Source organism: Halorubrum sodomense, from assembly GCF_900111935.1.
Classification (GTDB): Archaea; Halobacteriota; Halobacteria; order Halobacteriales; family Haloferacaceae; genus Halorubrum; species Halorubrum sodomense.
Genome location: NZ_FOYN01000003.1, coordinates 1 through 19,465 on the forward strand (window position 1 = coordinate 1; position 19,465 = coordinate 19,465).

Genomic DNA, 19,465 nt, shown 5'->3' on the forward strand with positions numbered 1-19,465 from the left:
CGGCGGCGGCCGCGATCGACCTCGCGGCGGAACTAGACTGACGGACACGAGCCGACTACACACCACACATGAGCGACGGATACGACTTCTCGGAGCGGATCGGACGCGTAGAGCCCAGCGCGACGCTGGCGATATCGAACCTCGCGGCGGAGAAGGAGGCGGAAGGCGCGGACATCGTCGACCTCTCCGTCGGCGAGCCGGACTTCGACACCCCGGAGAACGTCGTCGCGGCCGGCAAGGACGCCCTCGACGCGGGCCACACGGGGTACACCTCTTCGAACGGTGTCCCCGAACTCAAGGCGGCCATCGCGGAGAAGCTCCGCGGCAACGGCGTCGACGCCGACGCCGACGAGGTGATCGTCACGCCCGGCGGCAAGCAGGCCCTCTACGAGACGTTCCAGACGCTGATCGACGGGGGTGACGGGTCACACCCGTCACCCAGTGGGACGTCGTCCCACGCCGGCGACGAGGTCGTCCTGCTGGACCCGGCGTGGGTCTCCTACGAGGCGATGGCGAAGCTCGCGGGCGCCGACCTCTCGCGTGTTGACCTCGCCCCGCACGGCTTCCAGCTGGAGCCCGCGCTCGACGACCTCGCGGAGACCGTCTCCGACGACACCGAACTGCTCGTCGTCAACTCCCCGTCGAACCCCACGGGCGCGGTGTTCTCGGAGGCCGCCTTGGAGGGCGTCCGCGACCTCGCCGTGGAGCACGACGTCGCCGTGATCGCCGACGAAATCTACGAGCGGATCGTCTACGACGCCGAGCACGTCTCGCTCGCGAGCCTCGACGGGATGGCCGACCGCACGGTGACGGTCAACGGCTTCTCGAAGGCGTACTCGATGACCGGCTGGCGGCTCGGCTACCTCCACGCCACCGACGAGTTCGTCGACGAGGCCGGCAAGCTCCACTCCCACTCCGTCTCCTGCGCGACGAACTTCGTCCAGCGCGCGGGGATCGAGGCCCTCGAAAACACCGAGGAGTCGGTCGAGGAGATGCGCGCGGCGTTCGAGTCCCGCCGCGATCTCCTCGTCGACCTGTTCGACGAACACGGCGTCGACGTCGACGTGGGCGACGGCGCCTTCTACATGATGATCCCGGTGGCGGACGACGACCAGGCGTGGTGCGAGGCGGCGATCGAGGAGGCCGCGGTCGCGTGTGTCCCCGGCAGCGCGTTCAACGCCCCCGGCTACGCGCGGATCTCCTACGCCGCGAGCGAGGAACGGCTGCGCGAGGCGGTTGACCGCCTCGTCGCGAACGACCTGCTGTAGGTCGCCGATTCGGCGGAGACGGTCCCGAATCCGACGGGTCAGGCGGTCCCATCCGCCGCCAACGTTTTCTGTCAGCTCTGAGAATTTCGGACGGGTGACACCATGTACCAGACGATCCTCTACCCGACGGACGGGAGCGAGGGGGCCGAGGCCGTCGTCGACCACGTCCGAGAGCTCGCGGCCGCGTTCGACGCGACCGTTCACGTCCTCCACGTGGTCGACGCGCGAAGCGCCAGCTACGGACTGAGCGGCGCCTTCCTGACGAAGGAGGGATCGGGCGTGCGGGCCGACCCGGCGCCCGGCGACGGCAGCGGCATGGTCGGTGAAGGGACCGACGCGGAGGCGACGCGGTCGGCGCTCGTCGAGCACGGCGAGGAGATCGTCGAGGCGACGGCCGCGTCGCTCCGCGACGGCGAGGCGTCGCCGGAGACGGTCACCGCCGTCGAGACGGGAACGCCGCACTCGGCCATCCTGGAGTACGCGAGCGCGAACGACGTCGACCTCGTGGTGATGGGGACCCACGGGCGGACCGGCGTCGAGCGGTACCTGCTCGGCAGCGTCGCGGAGAAGGTGGTGCGGCTGTCGGACGTTCCGGTGACGACCGTGCGGGCGGACGCGTGAGGGCGCGGAGCCGAACGGTAGCGAGTCGACGTGCGACCGCGGAACCGCGCGCGGGCCGACGGTTTTTCGGGCTCCCCCTGCCACCCACACCCGTGAGCGACCCGGAGCGAACGCCGATCGGAGACGACGCTCGCGAGGCCCTCCTCGACCGCGTGAACAGCCCGAGCGCGACCGTCGGCGCGAGCGTCCCCGACGAGGTCGAGATCCACGGGGAGACGGTCGACCTGTCCGCGTTCATCGTCGAGAGCCGGAAGGTCGACGCCGTTCCGCCCGCGCTCGACCGCAAGGTGACGGCGGCGCGCGAGTCCCTCCGAGCGGAGCGGGAGCGACGGGTCGAGCGGCTGGAAACCGAGGACATCGACCGGGAGACCGGCGAGACACTCGTCGAGGAGGCGATCGGCATCGACCGCGCGCTGAACGCCTTGGAGGGGATCCGCCGCCCCGGCTTCGCCGACGAACACCACGCCGACACCCTCGCCGGCCACGAGCGTTGGCTCGCGTTCGTCGATCAGGTGCGGTGACTCGCCGTCCCGCTGGTCGGTTCGGGCGACGGTCCCGCCCGCGGCGCGGCCGACCGCTCCGGGTCGCCGGCCCCCTTCCGAAACCCTTACTCGCCGCCCGCGTGGTACGTTCGAGTATGAGCGACACCGCAGCGTCGGACGACGGCGAGGACGCGACCGCCGTCGACGCCGAGGAGGTCAGACACGTCGCCGACCTCGCGCGGGTGCGGCTCGCCGACGACGAGGTCGACGAGTTCGCGGCGCAGTTCGGCGACATCTTGGAGTACTTCGAGGCGCTCGACGAGGTCCCCGAGGTCGAGCGCGAGGAGGAGCTCGTCAACGTGATGCGCCCGGACGAGGTCGAGTCGGGGCTCTCCCAGGAGGAGGCGCTCGCGAACGCCGAGGAGACGGAGGACGGCTTCTTCGTCGGGCCGAAGGTGTCGTAGATGGCGGCCGACCTCAACGCCTTCGTCACGGAGGAGACGATCGAGGGCGACGCGGACGCCGACGGCCCGCTCGCGGACGCGACCGTCGCGGTGAAGGACAACATCTCCACCGAGGGGATCCGGACGACCTGCGGCTCGGAGATGCTGGCCGACTACGTGCCGCCCTACTCCGCGACCGTCGTCGACCGACTGACCGGCGCGGGCGCGACGATCGTCGGGAAGACGAACATGGACGAGTTCGGGATGGGGACGACGACGGAGACCTCCGCGTTCGGTCCCACCAGAAATCCGGTCGACACCGACCGCGTCCCGGGCGGCTCCTCCGGGGGGTCCGCGGCCGCGGTCGCGGCGGGCGAGGCCGACGTGGCGCTCGGCTCCGACACCGGCGGCTCGGTGCGCTGTCCGGCCGCGTTCTGCGGCGTCGTCGGGATCAAGCCCACCTACGGGCTCGTCTCCCGGTACGGACTGATCGCGTACGCGAACTCCCTCGAACAGATCGGCCCGATAGCGGGCACCGTCGAGGAGGCGGCCGCCGCGCTCGACGTCATCGCCGGCGACGACCCGAACGACGGGACGACGCGCGACTTGAGCGAGGTCGACGGCGCCGACCCCGATGCGAGCTACGCCGCGGCCGCCGACGGCGACGTGGCGGGGCTGACGGTCGGGGTCCCCGCGGAGCTGTTCGACGGCGCCGACGAGCGCGTCGTCGAGACGGTCGAGACCGCGATCGACGACCTGGAGGCGCGGGGCGCGGAGACGACCGACATCTCGCTGCCATCCGTCGAGCACGCGGTCCAGGCGTACTACGTCATCGCGATGGCGGAGGCCTCCTCGAACCTCGCGCGCTTCGACGGGGTCCGGTACGGCCGCCGCAGCGACGCCGACGGCAACTGGAACGAGTCGTTCGCGGAGACGCGCGAGGAGGGGTTCGGCGCGGAGGTCAAACGCCGGATCCTGCTCGGCACGTACGCGCTCTCGGCCGGCTACCACGACAAGTACTACGAGAAGGCGCAGGACGCACGCGCGTGGGTCCGGCGGGACTTCGAGGACGCCTTCGAGGACGTCGACGTCATCGCTTCCCCGACGATGCCGGTCCTCCCGTTCGAGCTCGGCGAGAGCCTCGACGACCCGCTGCGGATGTACCTCGCGGACGCGAACACGACGCCGGTGAACCTCGCGAACCTCCCGGCGATCTCCGTGCCCGCCGGCGAGGCCGATGGGCTCCCGGTCGGGCTCCAGCTCGTCGGGCCGAAGTTCGGCGAGGAGACGATCGTTCGCGCCGCGAGCGCGGTCGAAAAGCGATGAGCCTCACGGACGAGGAACGCGGTCGGCTCGCGGACGTGGTCCGCCTCCAGCCGACGAAAAACGGCGAGCTCCGGGACGCCTGGGAGATGGAGAGCGGCAGCGAGGTCCACGGCTACCTCGAGGACCACCTGAAGGAGTACTACTACCGGGACGACGACAGCCTGATCCGCGCGACGGCGGAGGCGAACGACCTCGTCGACGTCGAGCCCGGGATCGAGCCCGACGCGGTCGCCCGCGGCGCCGTCCCGGAGACGATCCGGGTTCCGGAGCTGGAAGCGCGGGTCGTCGACGTGCTCGCCGGGCCCGACGAGCGCTCGCAGTCGGTCGTCAGCGTACTCAACGCCGTCCGCGAGGCGTTCGACGGCGACCCCGAGGTGGACGCGGTGCGGCGCGCGCTCCGTAGCCTCGAACGCAAGAACGTCGTCGAGATCGTCTACCGCACCGTCCCGACGTTCCGGCTGGCGGTCGACCGCGACGAGATAACGGTCGAGATCGAAGAGTAGGCGGCGCGGCGCGCTCGACGCGTCGGCGTCGTCGTCGGTCCGCCCCGCCGATACGACTTTGTACCGCGACTGACACCCTGCTACCGATGGCCGACGACGAGACCCTCCGCGAGCGGTTCCGCCGCAACGCGAGCGGCATCGCCGCCACGACGGTGACGGGCGCGTGGCTGGCGGCGATGTTCCTCAACGTCGAGTGGTGGCTCCCGCTGATGCTGTTCGGGTACATCGTGATCGTCCCTATCGTTTCCATGTTGTTCGACGAGGAGGAGGCGGAGTCCGTCCACGTCGAGTCGGGGTCGGGCTCGGTCCGCGTCGAGCGCGGCGAGGCGGCGGAGCGCGAAGAGGCGACCGGCGACACCGCGGACGCCTTGGAGCGGCTGCGGACCCGCTACGCGAACGGCGACCTCACGGACGAGCAGTTCGAGCGGAAGGTGGATCGGCTGTTGGAGACCGAGACGCCCGAGGACGCGGCCGAGTGGGCCGAGCGCAACCGGTCCGCAGACCGGGAGCGTGACGCCGAGTACGATCGGTAACGCGTCAATCGGTAACGCGCCGGTCTCCCGCCGGCGCGGCCGAACCTCAAGCTTCAATGCGCGCGACCGACTCGACCGCGTATGAGCGACCACGAACTCCGGAAGGAGGCGCACGACCTCGATGTCACCGTCTGGGTCGGGAAGCACGGCATCGACTCGGTCGTCGACGAGACGGCCGACCAGCTCGACGACCGGAAGCTGGTGAAGGTGAAGTTCCTCCGGGCGGCCCGCGGCGGGACCTCGACCGACGAACTCGCCGACGAACTCGCGGAGGCGGTCGACGCCGACCTGATCGAGACGCGCGGGAACACGGCGGTGCTCCACTGATGGACGCCGCCGCGGGAGCGCTCGGCCCCCTCGCGGTCTCGGGGACGCTCCGACCGTTCCTCGGCCCGCTGACCGGAATCGTCGTCGACGCCTCGATATTCGTCACCGTCGTCGCCGCGACGTACGTCCTCTACAAGGCGGTCATCGCACCGCTCGTCCGGCGTGTCTTCGACAGACAGGGGCTCGACGAGCACGCCCGGCGCCCGCTCCAGAAGATCGTGGCGTTCGTCTCGCTGTTCGCCGGCGTCACGGTCGCGTTCGGCGCCGCGGGCTATCAGGGGTTCCTGCGCTCGCTGGCGACCATCGCCGCCGCGGCGACGCTCGCGATCGGCTTCGCGCTTCAGGACGTGATCAAGAACTTCGTCGCCGGCGTGTTCATCTACACGGACAAGCCGTTCCGCATCGGCGACTGGATCGAATGGCAGGGGAACTCCGGGGTCGTCGAGGACATCTCCTTCCGGGTCACCCGCGTGCGGACGTTCGACAACGAACTGCTCACGGTGCCGAACAACGTGCTCACCGGCAACGTGGTGAAGAACCCCGTCGCGAAGAAGTCGCTCCGGCTGAAGTTCGTCTTCGGGATCGACTACGAGGACGACGTCGAACGCGCGAGCGAGATCATCGTCGAGGAGGCCGAACGGAGCGACGCGATCCTCGCGGAGCCGGCGCCGTCGGTCCGACTGACCGAACTCGCAGACTCGTACGTCGGGCTTCAGGCGCGGATCTGGATCGACGACCCCTCGCGGTCGGACTTCGTGAAGGCGCGCGCGGAGTTCGTGAAGGCCGTCAAAGCGCGGTTCGACGAGGCAGGTATCACGATTCCGTTCCCCCAGCGCACCGTCTCGGGGCGGGACGGAGACGCCGATCCGGCCGCGTTCGGCGGCGAGGCCTGAAGCGGACCCCGCGTTCGGTGACACGGCGGTTCTCCGAGACGGTTCGGATAGTAACCCACTAGTGGGTTCGCGTGGTCGATCGGTCCATGTACGTGGTCGTCATCGGGGCCGGCGAGGTCGGGACGAGCATCGCCGCGAGTCTCGCGTCGGACCACGAGGTCGTCGTCGTGGACGTCGATCCGGCCAGGGCGGAACAGCTCAAGTACGAACTCGACGTGCTCACTATCGCCGGCGACGGCACGTCCTCGGAGATCCAGTCGGCCGCCGATATCGACCGCGCGGACATGGTCATCGCGTGTACCGACGACGACCAGACGAACCTCGTCGCCTGCGGCACCGCGAAGACCCTCGGTGACGGGTTCACGATCGCCCGCGTGAAGAGCACCGACTTCCTCCGCACGTGGCAGGGGAACGAGGGGGCGTTCGGCGTCGACTTCATGGTGTGTACGGACCTGTTGACCGCGGAGAACATCGTCCGCGTCATCGGGCTTCCGGCGGCGATCGACGTCGACCCGTTCGCGGGCGGGCTCGTCCAGATGGCGGAGTTCGAGATCGGGGAGGGGAGTCCCGTCGCGGGACAGACCGTCTCCGAGGCCGACCGGTTCGAGTCGCTCACGTTCGTCGGTCTGTTCCGCGACGGCGAGATGGTCATCCCGCGCGGGGACACCGACATCGCCGTCGGCGACCGCGCGGTAGTGATCGGCAGCCCCGAGAGCGTCCAGTCGTTCGCGACCGACGTCGCGCCCGCGACGACTCCCGACCACGCCGACGAGATCGTCGTCGTCGGCGGCAGCGAGATCGGCTACCAGACCGCTCGGCTGCTCGAGGAGCGCGACTTCGAGCCGCGGCTCATCGAGCGCGACGCCGACCGCGCGCGGTGGCTCGCGGAGAACCTCCCAAACACCGTCGTGATGGAGCACGACGCCACCGACACGGAGTTCCTCTCCCGCGAGCACGTCGACGAGGCCGACATCGTCGTCACCGCGCTCCGCTCCGACGAGAAGAACCTCCTCATCTCCGTGCTCGCCAAGCGCCTCGGCGTCGACCGGGTGATCGCCGTCGTGGACAGCCCGGACTACGTCACCGTCTTCGAGGAGATCGGGATCGACATCGCGATCAACCCCCGCACCGTGACGGCGGAGGAGATCACGCGGTTCACCTACGAGAGCGTCGCGGAGAACATCGCGGTGCTGGAGAACGACCAGGCGGAGGTCCTCGAACTCGAACTCACCGAGGGGTGCGGGCTCGTCGGCCGGCCCATCTCGGAGATCGTCGCCGACACCGACGTGCGGTTCGTCGTCGGCGCGATCACGCGCGGCCGCGAACTCGTCACGCCGCGGGGAGACACCGTGCTCCGAGCGGGCGACCACGTCATCCTCTTCGTGGAGTCCGACGCCGTGAGTGCCGTCACCTCGATGGCGTGAGCGGGCCGTGAACGCCACGATCCGCGTCGGCTGGCGGTCGAGCGTGGGGCTCACCGGTGACGTCCTCGCCGCGCTTCCCGTTCCTCTGGCGTTCCCGCTGCTGGTCGCTCTCTACTACGACGAATCGCCGGTCCCGTTCCTCGCGGCGATCGCCGTCTCGATCGCGGTCGGCGCGGCGTTCCGGTCGGTGCGGGACCCGGCGGAGGACCTCGGGCCCCGAGAGGCGTTCCTCGCGGTGGCGATGATCTGGTTCCTCGTCGCCGCGGTGGGTGCGATCCCGTTCGCCGTCGCGGGCGTCGGCACGGTCGCGCATCCGGTGAACGCCATGTTCGAGTCGATGAGCGGGCTGACGACGACCGGCGCGACGGTGTTGCGCGACTTCTCGCTCCACTCGCGGTCCGTGCTGATGTGGCGGCAGGTCATCCAGTGGCTCGGCGGGCTCGGCATCCTGATTCTGGCGACCGCGGTCCTCTCCGAGATCGGGGTCGGTGGGGCACAGCTGATGGAGTCGGAGTCGCAGACCCAGGACGTCAACAAGCTCACGCCGAAGATCTCGCGGACAGCGCAGCTGATCTGGGGGATCTACTTCGGGCTCACCGGGCTCGCGGTCGCCGTCTACTTCCTGCTCGGGCTCGCGGTCGACCCGCAGATGGGCCTGTACAACGCGGTCGCGCACGCGTTCACCTCGGTCGCGACCGCCGGGTTCTCGCCGGAACCGCAGAGCGTCGGCGCGTTCCACCCGCTCATCCAGTGGGCGGTCGTCCCGTTCATGGTGATCGGCTCGACGAGCTTCGTGCTCATCTACTTCGCGATCAACGGGGAGCCGATGCGCCTCCTGAAGAACGAGGAGTTCCACTTCTACCTCGGCGCGATGGGGACGCTCGCGTCGGTCGTCGCCCTCGGTCTGTTCCTCGATCCGGGCGCCACCTTCGGCGTCGAGGGGACGATACGCCACGCCGTCTTCAACGTCGCTTCGATCGTGACGACGACGGGGTACGCGAGCACCGACTACGTGGAGTGGGCGCCCGCGGCGAAGCACGTGCTGTTCATGGGGATGTTCGTCGGCGGGATGGTCGGGTCGACCACCTGTTCGATCAAGTCGCTCCGGTGGCTGGTCGCGCTGAAGTCGTTCAAGCGGAACCTGTTCACCGCCGTCCACCCGGAGGCGGTGCGGCCGGTTCGGATCTCGGGGAAGCCGGTCGACGAGGGCGCGATCCGCGACATCTACGCGTACCTCCTCCTCAGCATCGTGATCTTCTTCCTGCTCACCGTCGTCATCGTCGTCGACGCCGAACGGGCGGACCTCCGAGTGGACGAGTTCGAGGCGCTCGGCGCCGCGGCGACGACGTTCCTCAACATCGGTCCCGCGTTCGGCGACGCCGGCCCGTACGGGACGTTCGCGACGTTCCCGATGACGACGCGGGCCGTGATGATCGTCCTGATGTGGATCGGCCGGATCGAGATCGTCCCCGTGCTGGTGCTGTTCACGAAGGCGTTCTGGACCTCGTGACCCGTTTTCTCTCCCAGTCGTCGTCCGTTTTCTCTCCCAGTCGTCGTCCCGTTTTCTCTCCCAGTCGTCGTCCCGTTTTCTCTCCCAGTCGTCGTCCCTTCGACAGTTTAATACAGCGAACGGGCAACTCCCATATCGATCGGATACCTATGTCTTGGGGCGTCAACTGGAAGGCGAGCGTGGGGCTTCTCGGGGTCGGAATCAAGTACCTCGCCGTCACCCTGCTGGTTCCGCTGATCGTCGCGGTCGCGTACGGCGAGGACATCTGGGTGTTCCTGGTGTCGATGGCGCTCGTCGCGGCGCTCGGGTTCGCGGTCGAGCGGGTCGATCCCGACCCGGACCTCGGCCCCCGCGAGGCGCTGCTGTTCGTCTCGCTCGCGTGGCTCGCGGCGGCGGTGATCGGTACCATCCCGTACCTGCTTGCGGGCTACGGCACGGCGTCGACGATCGGGCTCCAGACCGGGTCGCTCGGTGCGTTCACCGAGTCGATCGTTAACGCCCTCTTCGAGTCGATGAGCGGGTTCACGACGACGGGCGCGACGGTGCTGGGCGAGATCAGCACGGACCAGCACTCCCACGCCGTGCTGATGTGGCGCCAGCTCACCCAGTGGCTCGGCGGGATGGGGATCATCGTCCTGATGATCGCCATCCTCCCGGAGGTCGCGGTCAACGGCGCGCAGCTGATGGACTCGGAGGCGCCGGGCCCGGAGCTCCAGAAGCTCACGCCGAAGATCGCGGAGACGGCGCGCGCGCTCTGGCTGATCTACTTCGGGTTCACCGTGCTGATGATCGCGGTCCTGTACGGGCTCCACCTCGTCGGGATGGCGCCGAAGATGAACCTGTTCAACGCGATCGCCCACGGGTTCACTGCCCTGCCGACCGGCGGGTTCTCGCCGAAGGCCGACAGCATCGCGGCGTTCTCGGCGGTCGTCCAGTGGGTCTTCATCCCGTTCATGCTCGTCGCCGGCGTCAACTTCGCGCTGTTCTGGCACGTGTTGCGCGGCGAGGTCGAGGTGATGCTCGAGAACGCCGAGTTCCGCGCGTACGCCGGCGCCGTCGCGGTCGTGACCGCCGTCCTCGCGGTGCTGCTGTTCCGCGGCGCGGCGCCGACCATCGAACTCGGCGGTGCGACGCAGGGGGTCGCGGAGAACTCGCTCCGGCAGGCCGCGTTCCAAGTCAGTTCGCTGTTGAACTCCACCGGGTACGCCACCGCCGACTTCGCGCAGTGGGACACCGACGCCCAGATTCTGCTCATGTTCGCGATGTTCATCGGCGGCTCCGCCGGGTCGACCGGTGGAGGGGTCAAGATCGTCCGCTGGCTCGTCGTCGGCAAGGCGATCCGGCGGGAGCTTTTCACCTCGGCACACCCCGACGTGGTCCAGCCGATCCGGCTCAGCGGAAACATCGTCGACGAGGACGCGATCCGCGGCATCATGGCGTTCACCGTTCTGTACTTCGTGCTGTTCGGCGTCTCGGCGGTGTTCCTCTCGCTCGACGCCGCGCGGATCGGGGTCCAGCTGACGATGCTGGAATCGACGAGCGCGTCGCTCGCGACCATCGGGAACATCGGCCCGGGGTTCGGTCGGGTCGGGCCGTTCGGGAGCTACCTCTTCTTCCCCGACACGTCGAAGCTGCTGATGGTCTTCCTGATGTGGGTCGGTCGGCTGGAGATCGTCCCGGTGCTCGCGGTGTTCATCTCGGCGGTCGACAGTCGGTGACGGCGCCGGTCGTCCTCGGGAAACCGCCTTTCGACCGGTCGCACGGGCGATACCGACGCGGGCTCTCCGAACGTGGAGAGCGTATCTTCTTAACCGACGGGAATAGTGATCGTCGTATGACGGACACCGACGACACCGACGGTCAGGACCTGCTCGGACACGTGCTCCTCCCCGTCGCACACGAGGAAGACGCGCTGGCGACGGCTCGGGCGCTCGAACCGTACGCTCCGAGACGAGTGACGGCGCTTCACGTCGTCGAGAAGGGCGGTGGCGTTCCGGACAAAACGCCCGTCGAGCAGTCCGAGGAACTGGCCGCCGAGTCGTACGCCGCCGTTCGCCGCGTGTTCCCCGCCGCCGACGAACACACCGCGTACGATCACGACGTTGTCGACGCGATCTTCGACGCCGCCGAGGCGGTCGACGCGAGCGCGGTCGCCTACCGCTCGCGCGGCGGGAACCGACTCATGCAGTTCCTCTCCGGCGATGTATCGCTGAAGCTGGTGACGAACGCGCCGCTTCCCGTCGTCGCGCTCCCGGTAGTGGACGGGGAGGACTGAGCGGCGGCCGTTCGACGGGACACCGGCCGGAGATCACCGGCCGCCTCCGCCAAGCGGTAGGCTTTCAGTCGTCGATCCTGAAGCCCCCTTCATATGTATCTGATCGTCGTGGGCGCCGGCGACATCGGTACCCCGCTCGTCGACCTCGCGACCGCCGGCGGCAACGAGGTCGTCGTCATCGAACGCGACGGGGAGCGCGCGGAGCGGGCGTCGAGACAGTACGACTGCCTCGTGATCAACGACGACGCGACCTCGAAGGAGACCCTCCAAGACGCCGGTGCCGACCGTGCCGACGCCCTCATCTCGACGACCGATCAGGACGCGACGAACATCATGGTCTGTCTCCTCGCTCAGGAGCTTTCGGTCCCGAACATCGTTTCCGTCGTCCACAACCCAGAGCACATGAACGTGTTCGAGCAGATCGGCGTCAACACGATGCAGAACCCGCAGAGCCTGATCGCGGAGTACCTCTATCGAGCCGTGAGCCGGCCGTCGGTCGTCGACTTCATGCACATCGGCGAGGAGGCCGAGGTGTTCGAGATCAGCGTCGGTCCGGACGCGCCGATCGCCGGCAAGACGCTTCGGGAGGCGGACGAGGCGGACCTCATCGGGGGACAGACGCTGATCGTCGCGATCGAGCGGGACGGCGAGGGGAAGCCGATAACGCCGCGCGGGGGCACCCGTATCGAGGCGGACGACCTGCTCACGGTGTACTCGGGTGAGGGCGTGACCCCCGAACTGACCGACGTGTTCGGCCACACCGGGGACGGCGAGTGAGATGACCGACCGATCCGACGGGCTCCTCTCGGCCGATCTGGGGATCATCGCGCGGGACATCGGCTCGCTGCTCCTCATGGAAGCCGGGTTGATGAGTTTCTCCGTGGCCGTCGCGCTCGGTTTCGGGGAGTTTCACGCCGCGCTCGGGTTCCTGATCGCCGGCGGCGTGACGGCCGCGATCGGCGGCTTCGCGAACCGGCGGTTCGCCGACGCGCCGAATCCGAGGATGAAACACGGCATGGTCATCGCCGCCGGTGGATGGCTCACCGTCGCGGCCTTCGGGGCGCTCCCGTTGTTCCTCGCGGCGTGGCTGACGCCGCCGGCCGTCATGGACTCGTTCGTTCCCGCCGCGGCGGACGCGGCCTCGTGGGAGCCGATCGCGGTCGGGGGGACCACGACCGTTTCGAGCCTCGCCTACTTCCGCGACCCGCTCCACGCCCTCTTCGAGAGCATGAGCGGGTGGACCGGGAGCGGTCTGACGATGGCGATACACGAGCCGTCGCTGCCGCGGGCGGTGCAGTGGTGGCGGTCGTTCATCCAGTGGGTCGGCGGCGTCGGCGTTATCGTCCTCACCGTCTCCATCCTCTCACGGCCGGGTAGCGGGAGTTACGCGCTCTACCAGAGCGAGGCCCGCGAGGAGAAGATCCACCCGAGCGTCGTCTCGACGGTCCGGACCGTCTGGAAGCTGGTCGTCGGCTACACGCTGTTGGCCTTCGCGACCCTGTTCGCCGCGGTCCGGGCGAGCGAGAGCGCGTACGCCGAGTCACTCTCGGTCGGTGAGACCGCGTGGCAGGCGCTCAACCACGCGATGACCGGGCTCACGACGGGCGGATTCTCCGTCACGGACAACTCGATCGCGACGTACAACTCCGCGCTCGTCGAGGCCGCCCTGCTGCCGATCATGGTCCTCGGGGCGATCGCGTTTCCAGTCCACTACGTCGTGTTGCGGGATCGGCGGGTTCGCGAACTGGTCGACGACCTCCAGACGCGGTGGCTGTTGCTCCTGTTCGGGGCCGGCATCGCGGTTCTCTCGATCCAGAACGTCCTTTCCGTGCCGGCGACCGCCGGCGCGTTCTCGACGGGGTCGTTCCTCCCGGTCTCCGCGCTCTCCCTGGACGCGGCCCAGACCGACGCGATCCGGGATTCGACGTTCCAGTGGGTCAGCGCTCTGAGCTGTACCGGGTTTCAGTCGGCGCCGATCGGCCGGTGGGTCGCCGGCGCGAAGGTGCTCGTCGTCGGCGCGATGGTGCTCGGCGGCGCCGCCGGGTCCACCGTCGGCGGTATCAAAATCGTTCGCGGGTACACGGTCGCACGCGGGATCGTCTGGCAGTTCTCTCGCGTGTTCCTCCCGAAGAACGCGGTCGTCACCGCGCGCATCGGCGACCGAACGCTTGACCGGGAGACGATGGAGCGGGAGTTCGGCGAGGCCGCCATCGTCACGCTCCTGTGGCTTCTCGCCCTCGCTGTCGGGAGTCTCGTCCTCGTCAACGTCGCCGGCCCCGAGTTCACCTACGCCGACGCGCTGTTCGAGGTCGCCAGCGCGCAGGGGAACGTCGGCCTTTCGACGGGGATCACCGGCCCCTCGATGCCGCCGCTGGCGGAGGGAATGTTCCTCTTCAACATGTGGATCGGGCGGCTGGAGATCATCCCGGTGCTGGTGTTCCTTCGGGCCGGGATTTGGGGACTGAACCCGTAGCTGGTCCCGGTGAGTCGACGGGTCCCCGGTGCCCTCTCGCCCCGGTCACTCCGCTTCTCGCATCCGTCCCATGAACGACCAGTGAACCTCGTGGCTCCCGTCGGGCTGCGGCTCCTCGGTGACGTGATAGAGGTACGGACCGTGCGGGCAGTCGTCGCAGCCGTCCGCACAGCGGAACTGCTTTACCACTTCCGTGTGCCCCTCGTGTTCGGTGACGCGGAGGATGTCCTCGTTGTCCTCCGCCTCGACCGGCAGTTCCGCCTCTCCGTGATAGTGGAGCAGCTCCTGCGCGTGAACGATCGCTTTGCGGAGCTCTTCTGGCGAACGATCGGTCAACGCGTCTACCAGTTCCGGGGAGAGCCCTTCCGGCGGCGTTGGGCGTTCCGAGGATTCGGTCATGGGCGGAGATTGATCCCAGACCCATATAATCGATCCGCGGGGCGTCGGAACCCGATGAAGTCGGCCCGCCGCGCCCTTCCAGAATATAATGAATATTTATACGCGACCGGCCGGTAACGGGCGATATGTACGACGACGAGGAGCTCTCCGAGATCCGCGAGGCGAAGGAGTCGTGGGAGGCGGAGACGCTCGACCCCACCCTCGACCGCCACGGGGAGCGGAAAGAGCGGTTCGCGACGGTGTCGAACCGCGAGGTCGACCGCCTGTACACGCCCGACGACGTCGCCGACCTCGACTACGACGAGGACCTGGGGTTCCCGGGCGAGGAACCGTACACCCGCGGGGTCTACCCGACGATGTACCGCGGCCGCACGTGGACGATGCGGCAGTTCGCGGGGTTCGGCACCGCCGAGGAGACCAACGAGCGGTTCCGCTACCTGATCGACGAGGGGCAGACCGGGCTCTCGACCGCCTTCGACATGCCCTCGCTGATGGGGATCGACTCCGACGACGAGATGTCGCTCGGCGAGGTGGGCAAGGAGGGCGTCGCGGTCGACACCTTACGCGACATGGAGGTGCTGTTCGACGGCATCGACCTCGCGGAGGTGTCGACCTCCTTCACGATCAACCCGAGCGCCCCGGTGATCTACGCGATGTACGTCGCGCTCGCGGACCAGCGGGGAGTCCCGCGCGAGGAGCTTCGGGGGACCCTCCAGAACGACATGCTCAAGGAGTTCATCGCGCAGAAGGAGTGGGTGATCCCGCCGGAGCCCTCCCTCGAGTTGGTGACGGACACAATCGAGTTCGCGGTCGCGGAGACGCCCAAGTTCAAGCCCATCTCGGTGTCGGGGTACCACATCCGCGAGGCGGGGTCGACCGCGGTCCAGGAGCTCGCGTTCACCCTCGCGGACGGGTTCGCCTACGTCGAGGCGTGTCTCGACCGCGGGCTCGACGTCGACGAGTTCGCCCCCCAACTCTCCTTCTTCTTCAACTCGCACAACTCGCTGTTCGAGGAGGTCGCGAAGTTCCGCGCCGCGCGCCGGATCTACGCGAACGTGATGGACGAGTGGTACGACGCCGAGGCCGAGGCGTCGAAGCGGCTGAAGTTCCACACCCAGACCGCCGGGCAGTCGCTGACGGCCCAGCAGCCGCTCAACAACGTCGCGCGCGTCACGATTCAGGCGCTCGCGGGCGTGCTGGGCGGCACCCAGAGCCTCCACACCAACTCCTTCGACGAGGCGCTCGCGCTCCCCTCCGAGCAGGCGGTCCGCGTCGCGCTCCGGACCCAGCAGATCATCGCGGAGGAGTCGGGCGCGGCCGACATCGTCGACCCGCTCGGCGGCTCCTTCGCCGTCGAGTCGCTCACCGACGAGACCGAGGCCGAGGCGATGGAATACATCGAGGAGATCAGAGAGATGGGCGACGGCTCCGTGCGCGACGGCGTCTTACGCGGCATCGAACAGGGGTACTTCCACCGCGAGATCCAGGAGTCCGCCTACGAGTACCAGGAGCGCGTCGACGAGGGCGAGGAGACGGTCGTCGGCGTCAACGCCTACGAGATCGACGAGGACACCCGCCCGGACCTGCTGAAGGTCGACGAGACCACCCGCGAGCGACAGCTCGATCGGCTGGAGTCGGTGAAGGATGACCGCGACGGCGACGCGGTCGACGCCGCGCTCGACGACCTCAAAGCCGCCGTCGACGCCGGCGAGAACGTGATGCCCGCGATCGTCACGGCGGTGAAGACGTACGCGACGATGGGCGAGATCATGAGCGTGTTCGAGGCGGAACACGGGAGCTACCGCGAGCGGATCGGGGTCGCCTGACCGAGCGAAAACGAGGGGGAAAAAACGGACCGACCGGGCGTTACGCCGGGTCGACAGACCGAGCGGACTCCGCGCACCATGCGCTGCCCCGACGGCCCGCTCGCCGGAGGTCGAGCTCGACGACCGAGCCGGCGTCGAGCGACGACAGCTCGGCCTCCACGTCCGGGTCGTCGTACTCGACGACGTACAGCGTCTCGTTGCGCGGGTGTTCACGGAGCGTGATCGCCCCGTGGTCGTTACACGCGTCGACGACCGTGTACTTGCCAGTGCGGTCCATCCCGCGTTGAGCTACGATATGGTCCGTGTTAACAGTTGTGCGCACCTGCGTGCGGACCGCACGCGCCGACCGCGAACGGTCCATTTTAATCGACCCGTCGCCTCGCTCGGGTATGACGGAGACGGAGGTCCCCGAGGACCACCCGCGGCACGCGTCGCTCGTGACGCGCCACCGGATCGAGGCGGGCGTCGAGAAGGGGATCACCTCGAAACAGGGACTGATCGCGGAGGGGCGCGGCGAGGCGTTCGACTACCTCCTCGGCGAACGCACGCTCCCGAGCGCCGACGACGCCGCGCGCGCCGCGGCCGCGACCCTCCTGCTCGCCGACCGCCCCGTGATCTCGGTGAACGGGAACGTCGCGGCGCTCGCGCCTGGCGAGACGGTCGAGCTGGCCGAGGCGGTCGGCGCCGACCTCGAGGTGAACCTGTTCAACCACACCGACGAGCGCGTCCGCCGGATCGCAGACCACCTCCGCGAGCACGGCGCCGACGACGTGAAGGGGCTCGCCGGTGACGGCGAGATCCCGGGCCTCGAGCACGCTCGCGGCGTCGTCGACGCCGACGGGATCGAAGCGGCCGACGTCGTCGTGGTGCCCTTGGAGGACGGCGACCGCGCCGCCGCGCTCGACGCGATGGGAAAGACGGAGATCGTGATCGACCTGAACCCCGGGAGCCGCTCGCCGCGGACGGCGGACGTGCCGATCGTCGACAACCTCCTGCGCGCGGTGCCAAACGTGACGGCGCACGCGCGGGACCTCGCGGACGCGTCGCCGGCGGAACTGGAGCGGATCGCCGCTGAGTTCGACGCCGACGCAGCGCTCGACGCGGCCGAGACGGCGATCCGCGGGGGGTCGTTCGCGGACGAGGCACCGAGCGACGGCGGCGCGGGTCCGGCGTAGCCCCGTCGCGGCCCCCGCCGGAAGGCAAAAGCCTCCGCCGCCCGTATCGACGCACATGGAACTTGACGAGACGGACCGGGCGATCCTGCGGATCCTCCAGGAGGACGCGCGGACCCCGTTCTCGGAGGTCGCGCGTCGGATCGACATGTCCAGCGCGACCGTCCACGACCGCGTGAGCCGCCTCGAAGAGGCGGGCGTCATCCGGGGGTACCACGCCGACATCGACCCGAAGGCGGTCGGGTACGGCGTCGGCGCGTTCGTCGGCCTGCGCGTCGAGCAGGGGCGCGAGGAGGACGCGCTCGAACGCCTCCGCGGCATCGACGGCGTCCGCGAGATCCACCTCACCACCGGCGAGTGGGACGTCATCCTCCGGGTCGTCGCGGCCGACACCGACCGGCTCCGCGAACTGATGTTCGAGCGGATCGCGGAGACCGCGGGGTTCTCGCGCTCGCAGACGATGGTGATCTTAGGCACCGACTACGAGCAGCCGGGGCCGCCGCTGTAGCGAGACGGGAACCCCGTCGCCGCGCCGGGCGGCGAGCGGCGCCGCGCTCGCTCGGGACCGGAACGCTCAACTCGGGACCTCCCCGAAAGACGACCATGAGCACGGGTGTGGCGGACGGGTTCGATCCGTCGCCGGAACGGGCGTGGGCGGCGGTCGTTGGCGGTGTCGCCGCGGTGCTGGCGGTCGGATCGGTCGTCTTCCCGCGGACCGTCTACGACCGCTTCCTCTGGCGCTACTTCTGGGGGCCGGTGGTCGCGGACGGCGAAGGGGCGCAGTGCGCGGTCCGCGAGGCCGGCGGCACCACGGAGCTGCTCGGCACCGACGCGGCGTGTCAGTCGGCGCGGAGCGCCGGCGAGGTCGTCGCCACCCCGGGCTACACCACCTTCTCGACGGTGAGCTACGTGGTGATCCTGCTGGCGATGCTGATCGGCGTCGTCTTCCTCCTCCGCCGACTCGACATCGCGACGGAGCTCCGCTTCTTCTACGCGCTGTTCCCGTTCATGCTGTTCGGCGGGGCGATGCGGACGGTCGAGGACGCGGGCGTCGCCGCGACCGCCGCCGGCGCCGAACCGCTGATCCCGTTCCCCGCGAGCGCGGTGCTGATCAGCCCGTTCATCTACTTCACGGTGTTCGCGTTCACGCTCGCGTGCGTCCTCGCGTCGTACGGGCTCGAACGCCGCGGCGTCGTCGACGACTACGCGCGCCCGCTGTTCGCGTCGGGAACCGCGGGGCTCGCGCTCGCGGTCGGGTATCTGTCCTTTCTCGCGGCCACGACCGGCTACGTCACCTTCTACCCGCAGGTGCTGCTGTTGACGCTCGTCATCGCGACGGTCGCGACCGCGGGCACGTGGGCGATCGCGACCCGACGGATCTCGACGATCCGGCAGGGCACCGGCGCCGCGGGGATCGTGATCATCTGGGGCCACGCGATCGACGGCGTGGCGAACGTGATCGGGCTCAACTGGATGCCCGCGCTGACCGGCACCCCGAACCTCGTCCCGAAACACGTCGTCAACGCGCTGATCGTCGACTGGACCGGGCGGCTGCTGCCGGAGTCGATCGTCTCCGTCACCGGCGACGCGTGGCCGTTCCTGCTGGTGAAGCTCGCGGCCGCGACGTTCGTCGTCTGGGTGTTCAACGGCGAGATGTACGAGGAGTCGCCGCGGTACACGCTGTTACTGCTGATCACGGTGCTGGCTGTCGGGTTGGGTCCGGGCACGCGCGACATGCTGCGCGCGACGTTCGGGGTTTGAATAGCAGTTTCCGACTCCGTCGTTCATTTATAAGCAACCGGCGGTAGCCGCTCCGAAGACGCCGCCAAATCCCGGCCACTCGCTTATAAATCGATGACTGCGGACCGACAGCGAACACCTCCAAAGCCCCAGCCGGGAGGCGGGCGCACGCTCGCTGTGCTCCTCAGTCGCTCGCTTCGCTCGCTCCTTGCGGTGCTTACGTCGTCATCAGAACGCTTCGCGTTCTGAT

The 19,465-nt window shown here is 69.0% G+C and carries 21 protein-coding genes; 19 read left to right on the forward strand and 2 right to left on the reverse strand.

Annotation, left to right across the window (positions count from 1 at the left end; all coding sequences use genetic code 11):
• The first annotated feature begins 68 nt into the window (after window positions 1-68).
• The 15 genes from BM286_RS09375 to BM286_RS09445 all read left to right on the forward strand — a co-directional run bounded on the left by BM286_RS09375 (window position 69) and on the right by BM286_RS09445 (window position 14,078).
• Window positions 69-1,268 carry a pyridoxal phosphate-dependent aminotransferase gene (locus BM286_RS09375; protein ID WP_092921402.1) on the forward strand — a complete coding sequence of 400 codons (1,200 nt, stop codon included), beginning with the start codon at window positions 69-71 and terminating at the stop codon, window positions 1,266-1,268.
• Window positions 1,269-1,370: 102 nt separating this feature from the next.
• On the forward strand, window positions 1,371-1,889 hold the full coding sequence (locus BM286_RS09380; protein ID WP_092921404.1) for a universal stress protein: 519 nt from the start codon (window positions 1,371-1,373) through the stop codon (window positions 1,887-1,889).
• Between the two features lie 92 nt (window positions 1,890-1,981).
• Complete coding sequence (locus tag BM286_RS09385) at window positions 1,982-2,410, forward strand: DUF5788 family protein (RefSeq protein ID WP_092921406.1); 429 nt, start codon at window positions 1,982-1,984, stop codon at window positions 2,408-2,410.
• Window positions 2,411-2,526: 116 nt separating this feature from the next.
• On the forward strand, window positions 2,527-2,835 hold the full coding sequence (gene gatC, locus BM286_RS09390) for an Asp-tRNA(Asn)/Glu-tRNA(Gln) amidotransferase subunit GatC (RefSeq protein ID WP_092921408.1): 309 nt from the start codon (window positions 2,527-2,529) through the stop codon (window positions 2,833-2,835).
• Window positions 2,836-4,140: an Asp-tRNA(Asn)/Glu-tRNA(Gln) amidotransferase subunit GatA gene (gene gatA, locus BM286_RS09395; protein WP_092921410.1), complete on the forward strand. Its 1,305-nt coding sequence runs from the start codon at window positions 2,836-2,838 to the stop codon at window positions 4,138-4,140.
• Window positions 4,137-4,643 (forward strand): DUF5797 family protein, encoded by a 507-nt coding sequence (locus BM286_RS09400; RefSeq protein WP_092921412.1) that lies wholly within the window; start codon window positions 4,137-4,139, stop codon window positions 4,641-4,643. Before gatA ends, BM286_RS09400 begins: the two co-directional genes overlap by 4 nt.
• Before the next feature lie 86 nt (window positions 4,644-4,729).
• On the forward strand, window positions 4,730-5,176 hold the full coding sequence (locus tag BM286_RS09405; protein ID WP_092921414.1) for an SHOCT domain-containing protein: 447 nt from the start codon (window positions 4,730-4,732) through the stop codon (window positions 5,174-5,176).
• Between the two features lie 81 nt (window positions 5,177-5,257).
• Window positions 5,258-5,503 (forward strand): YhbY family RNA-binding protein, encoded by a 246-nt coding sequence (locus tag BM286_RS09410; protein ID WP_092921416.1) that lies wholly within the window; start codon window positions 5,258-5,260, stop codon window positions 5,501-5,503.
• The gene (locus tag BM286_RS09415) at window positions 5,503-6,396 is read left to right on the forward strand and encodes a mechanosensitive ion channel family protein (protein WP_092921418.1); all 894 of its coding nucleotides are present in this window, start codon (window positions 5,503-5,505) and stop codon (window positions 6,394-6,396) included. Before BM286_RS09410 ends, BM286_RS09415 begins: the two co-directional genes overlap by 1 nt.
• A gap of 86 nt (window positions 6,397-6,482) precedes the next feature.
• Window positions 6,483-7,820: a Trk system potassium transporter TrkA gene (gene trkA / locus BM286_RS09420; RefSeq protein ID WP_092921420.1), complete on the forward strand. Its 1,338-nt coding sequence runs from the start codon at window positions 6,483-6,485 to the stop codon at window positions 7,818-7,820.
• 7 nt (window positions 7,821-7,827) lie between these two features.
• Window positions 7,828-9,330, forward strand: coding sequence for a TrkH family potassium uptake protein (locus BM286_RS09425; RefSeq protein ID WP_092921422.1), 1,503 nt, complete (start codon window positions 7,828-7,830; stop codon window positions 9,328-9,330).
• 149 nt (window positions 9,331-9,479) lie between these two features.
• Window positions 9,480-11,048 (forward strand): TrkH family potassium uptake protein, encoded by a 1,569-nt coding sequence (locus BM286_RS09430; protein WP_092921424.1) that lies wholly within the window; start codon window positions 9,480-9,482, stop codon window positions 11,046-11,048.
• A gap of 116 nt (window positions 11,049-11,164) precedes the next feature.
• Window positions 11,165-11,605, forward strand: coding sequence for a universal stress protein (locus tag BM286_RS09435; protein WP_092921426.1), 441 nt, complete (start codon window positions 11,165-11,167; stop codon window positions 11,603-11,605).
• 93 nt (window positions 11,606-11,698) lie between these two features.
• On the forward strand, window positions 11,699-12,382 hold the full coding sequence (locus tag BM286_RS09440; protein WP_092921428.1) for a potassium channel family protein: 684 nt from the start codon (window positions 11,699-11,701) through the stop codon (window positions 12,380-12,382).
• 1 nt (window position 12,383) lies between these two features.
• Window positions 12,384-14,078: a potassium transporter TrkG gene (locus BM286_RS09445; protein ID WP_092921430.1), complete on the forward strand. Its 1,695-nt coding sequence runs from the start codon at window positions 12,384-12,386 to the stop codon at window positions 14,076-14,078.
• Between the two features lie 45 nt (window positions 14,079-14,123).
• Here BM286_RS09445 and BM286_RS09450 read toward each other — a convergent pair whose 3' ends face one another.
• Complete coding sequence (locus tag BM286_RS09450) at window positions 14,124-14,477, reverse strand: hypothetical protein (protein ID WP_092921432.1); 354 nt, start codon at window positions 14,475-14,477, stop codon at window positions 14,124-14,126.
• 125 nt (window positions 14,478-14,602) lie between these two features.
• On the opposite strand from BM286_RS09450, the gene BM286_RS09455 reads away from it, so the two are divergent.
• The gene (locus BM286_RS09455; RefSeq protein ID WP_092921434.1) at window positions 14,603-16,303 is read left to right on the forward strand and encodes an acyl-CoA mutase large subunit family protein; all 1,701 of its coding nucleotides are present in this window, start codon (window positions 14,603-14,605) and stop codon (window positions 16,301-16,303) included.
• Between the two features lie 40 nt (window positions 16,304-16,343).
• On the opposite strand, the gene BM286_RS09460 is transcribed toward BM286_RS09455, so the two are convergent.
• On the reverse strand, window positions 16,344-16,580 hold the full coding sequence (locus tag BM286_RS09460) for a hypothetical protein (RefSeq protein ID WP_092921436.1): 237 nt from the start codon (window positions 16,578-16,580) through the stop codon (window positions 16,344-16,346).
• A gap of 112 nt (window positions 16,581-16,692) precedes the next feature.
• Between BM286_RS09460 and BM286_RS09465 the strand changes: the two genes are divergently transcribed.
• The 3 genes from BM286_RS09465 to BM286_RS09475 all read left to right on the forward strand — a co-directional run bounded on the left by BM286_RS09465 (window position 16,693) and on the right by BM286_RS09475 (window position 19,236).
• A complete protein-coding gene (locus tag BM286_RS09465) occupies window positions 16,693-17,478 on the forward strand; it encodes a phosphopantothenate/pantothenate synthetase (protein WP_092921438.1) in 786 nt (261 codons plus the stop codon).
• A 55-nt stretch (window positions 17,479-17,533) separates the two neighbouring features.
• A complete protein-coding gene (locus tag BM286_RS09470; protein WP_092921440.1) occupies window positions 17,534-17,983 on the forward strand; it encodes an Lrp/AsnC family transcriptional regulator in 450 nt (149 codons plus the stop codon).
• 95 nt (window positions 17,984-18,078) lie between these two features.
• A complete protein-coding gene (locus BM286_RS09475) occupies window positions 18,079-19,236 on the forward strand; it encodes a DUF63 family protein (protein ID WP_092921442.1) in 1,158 nt (385 codons plus the stop codon).
• Window positions 19,237-19,465: the final 229 nt, after the last annotated feature.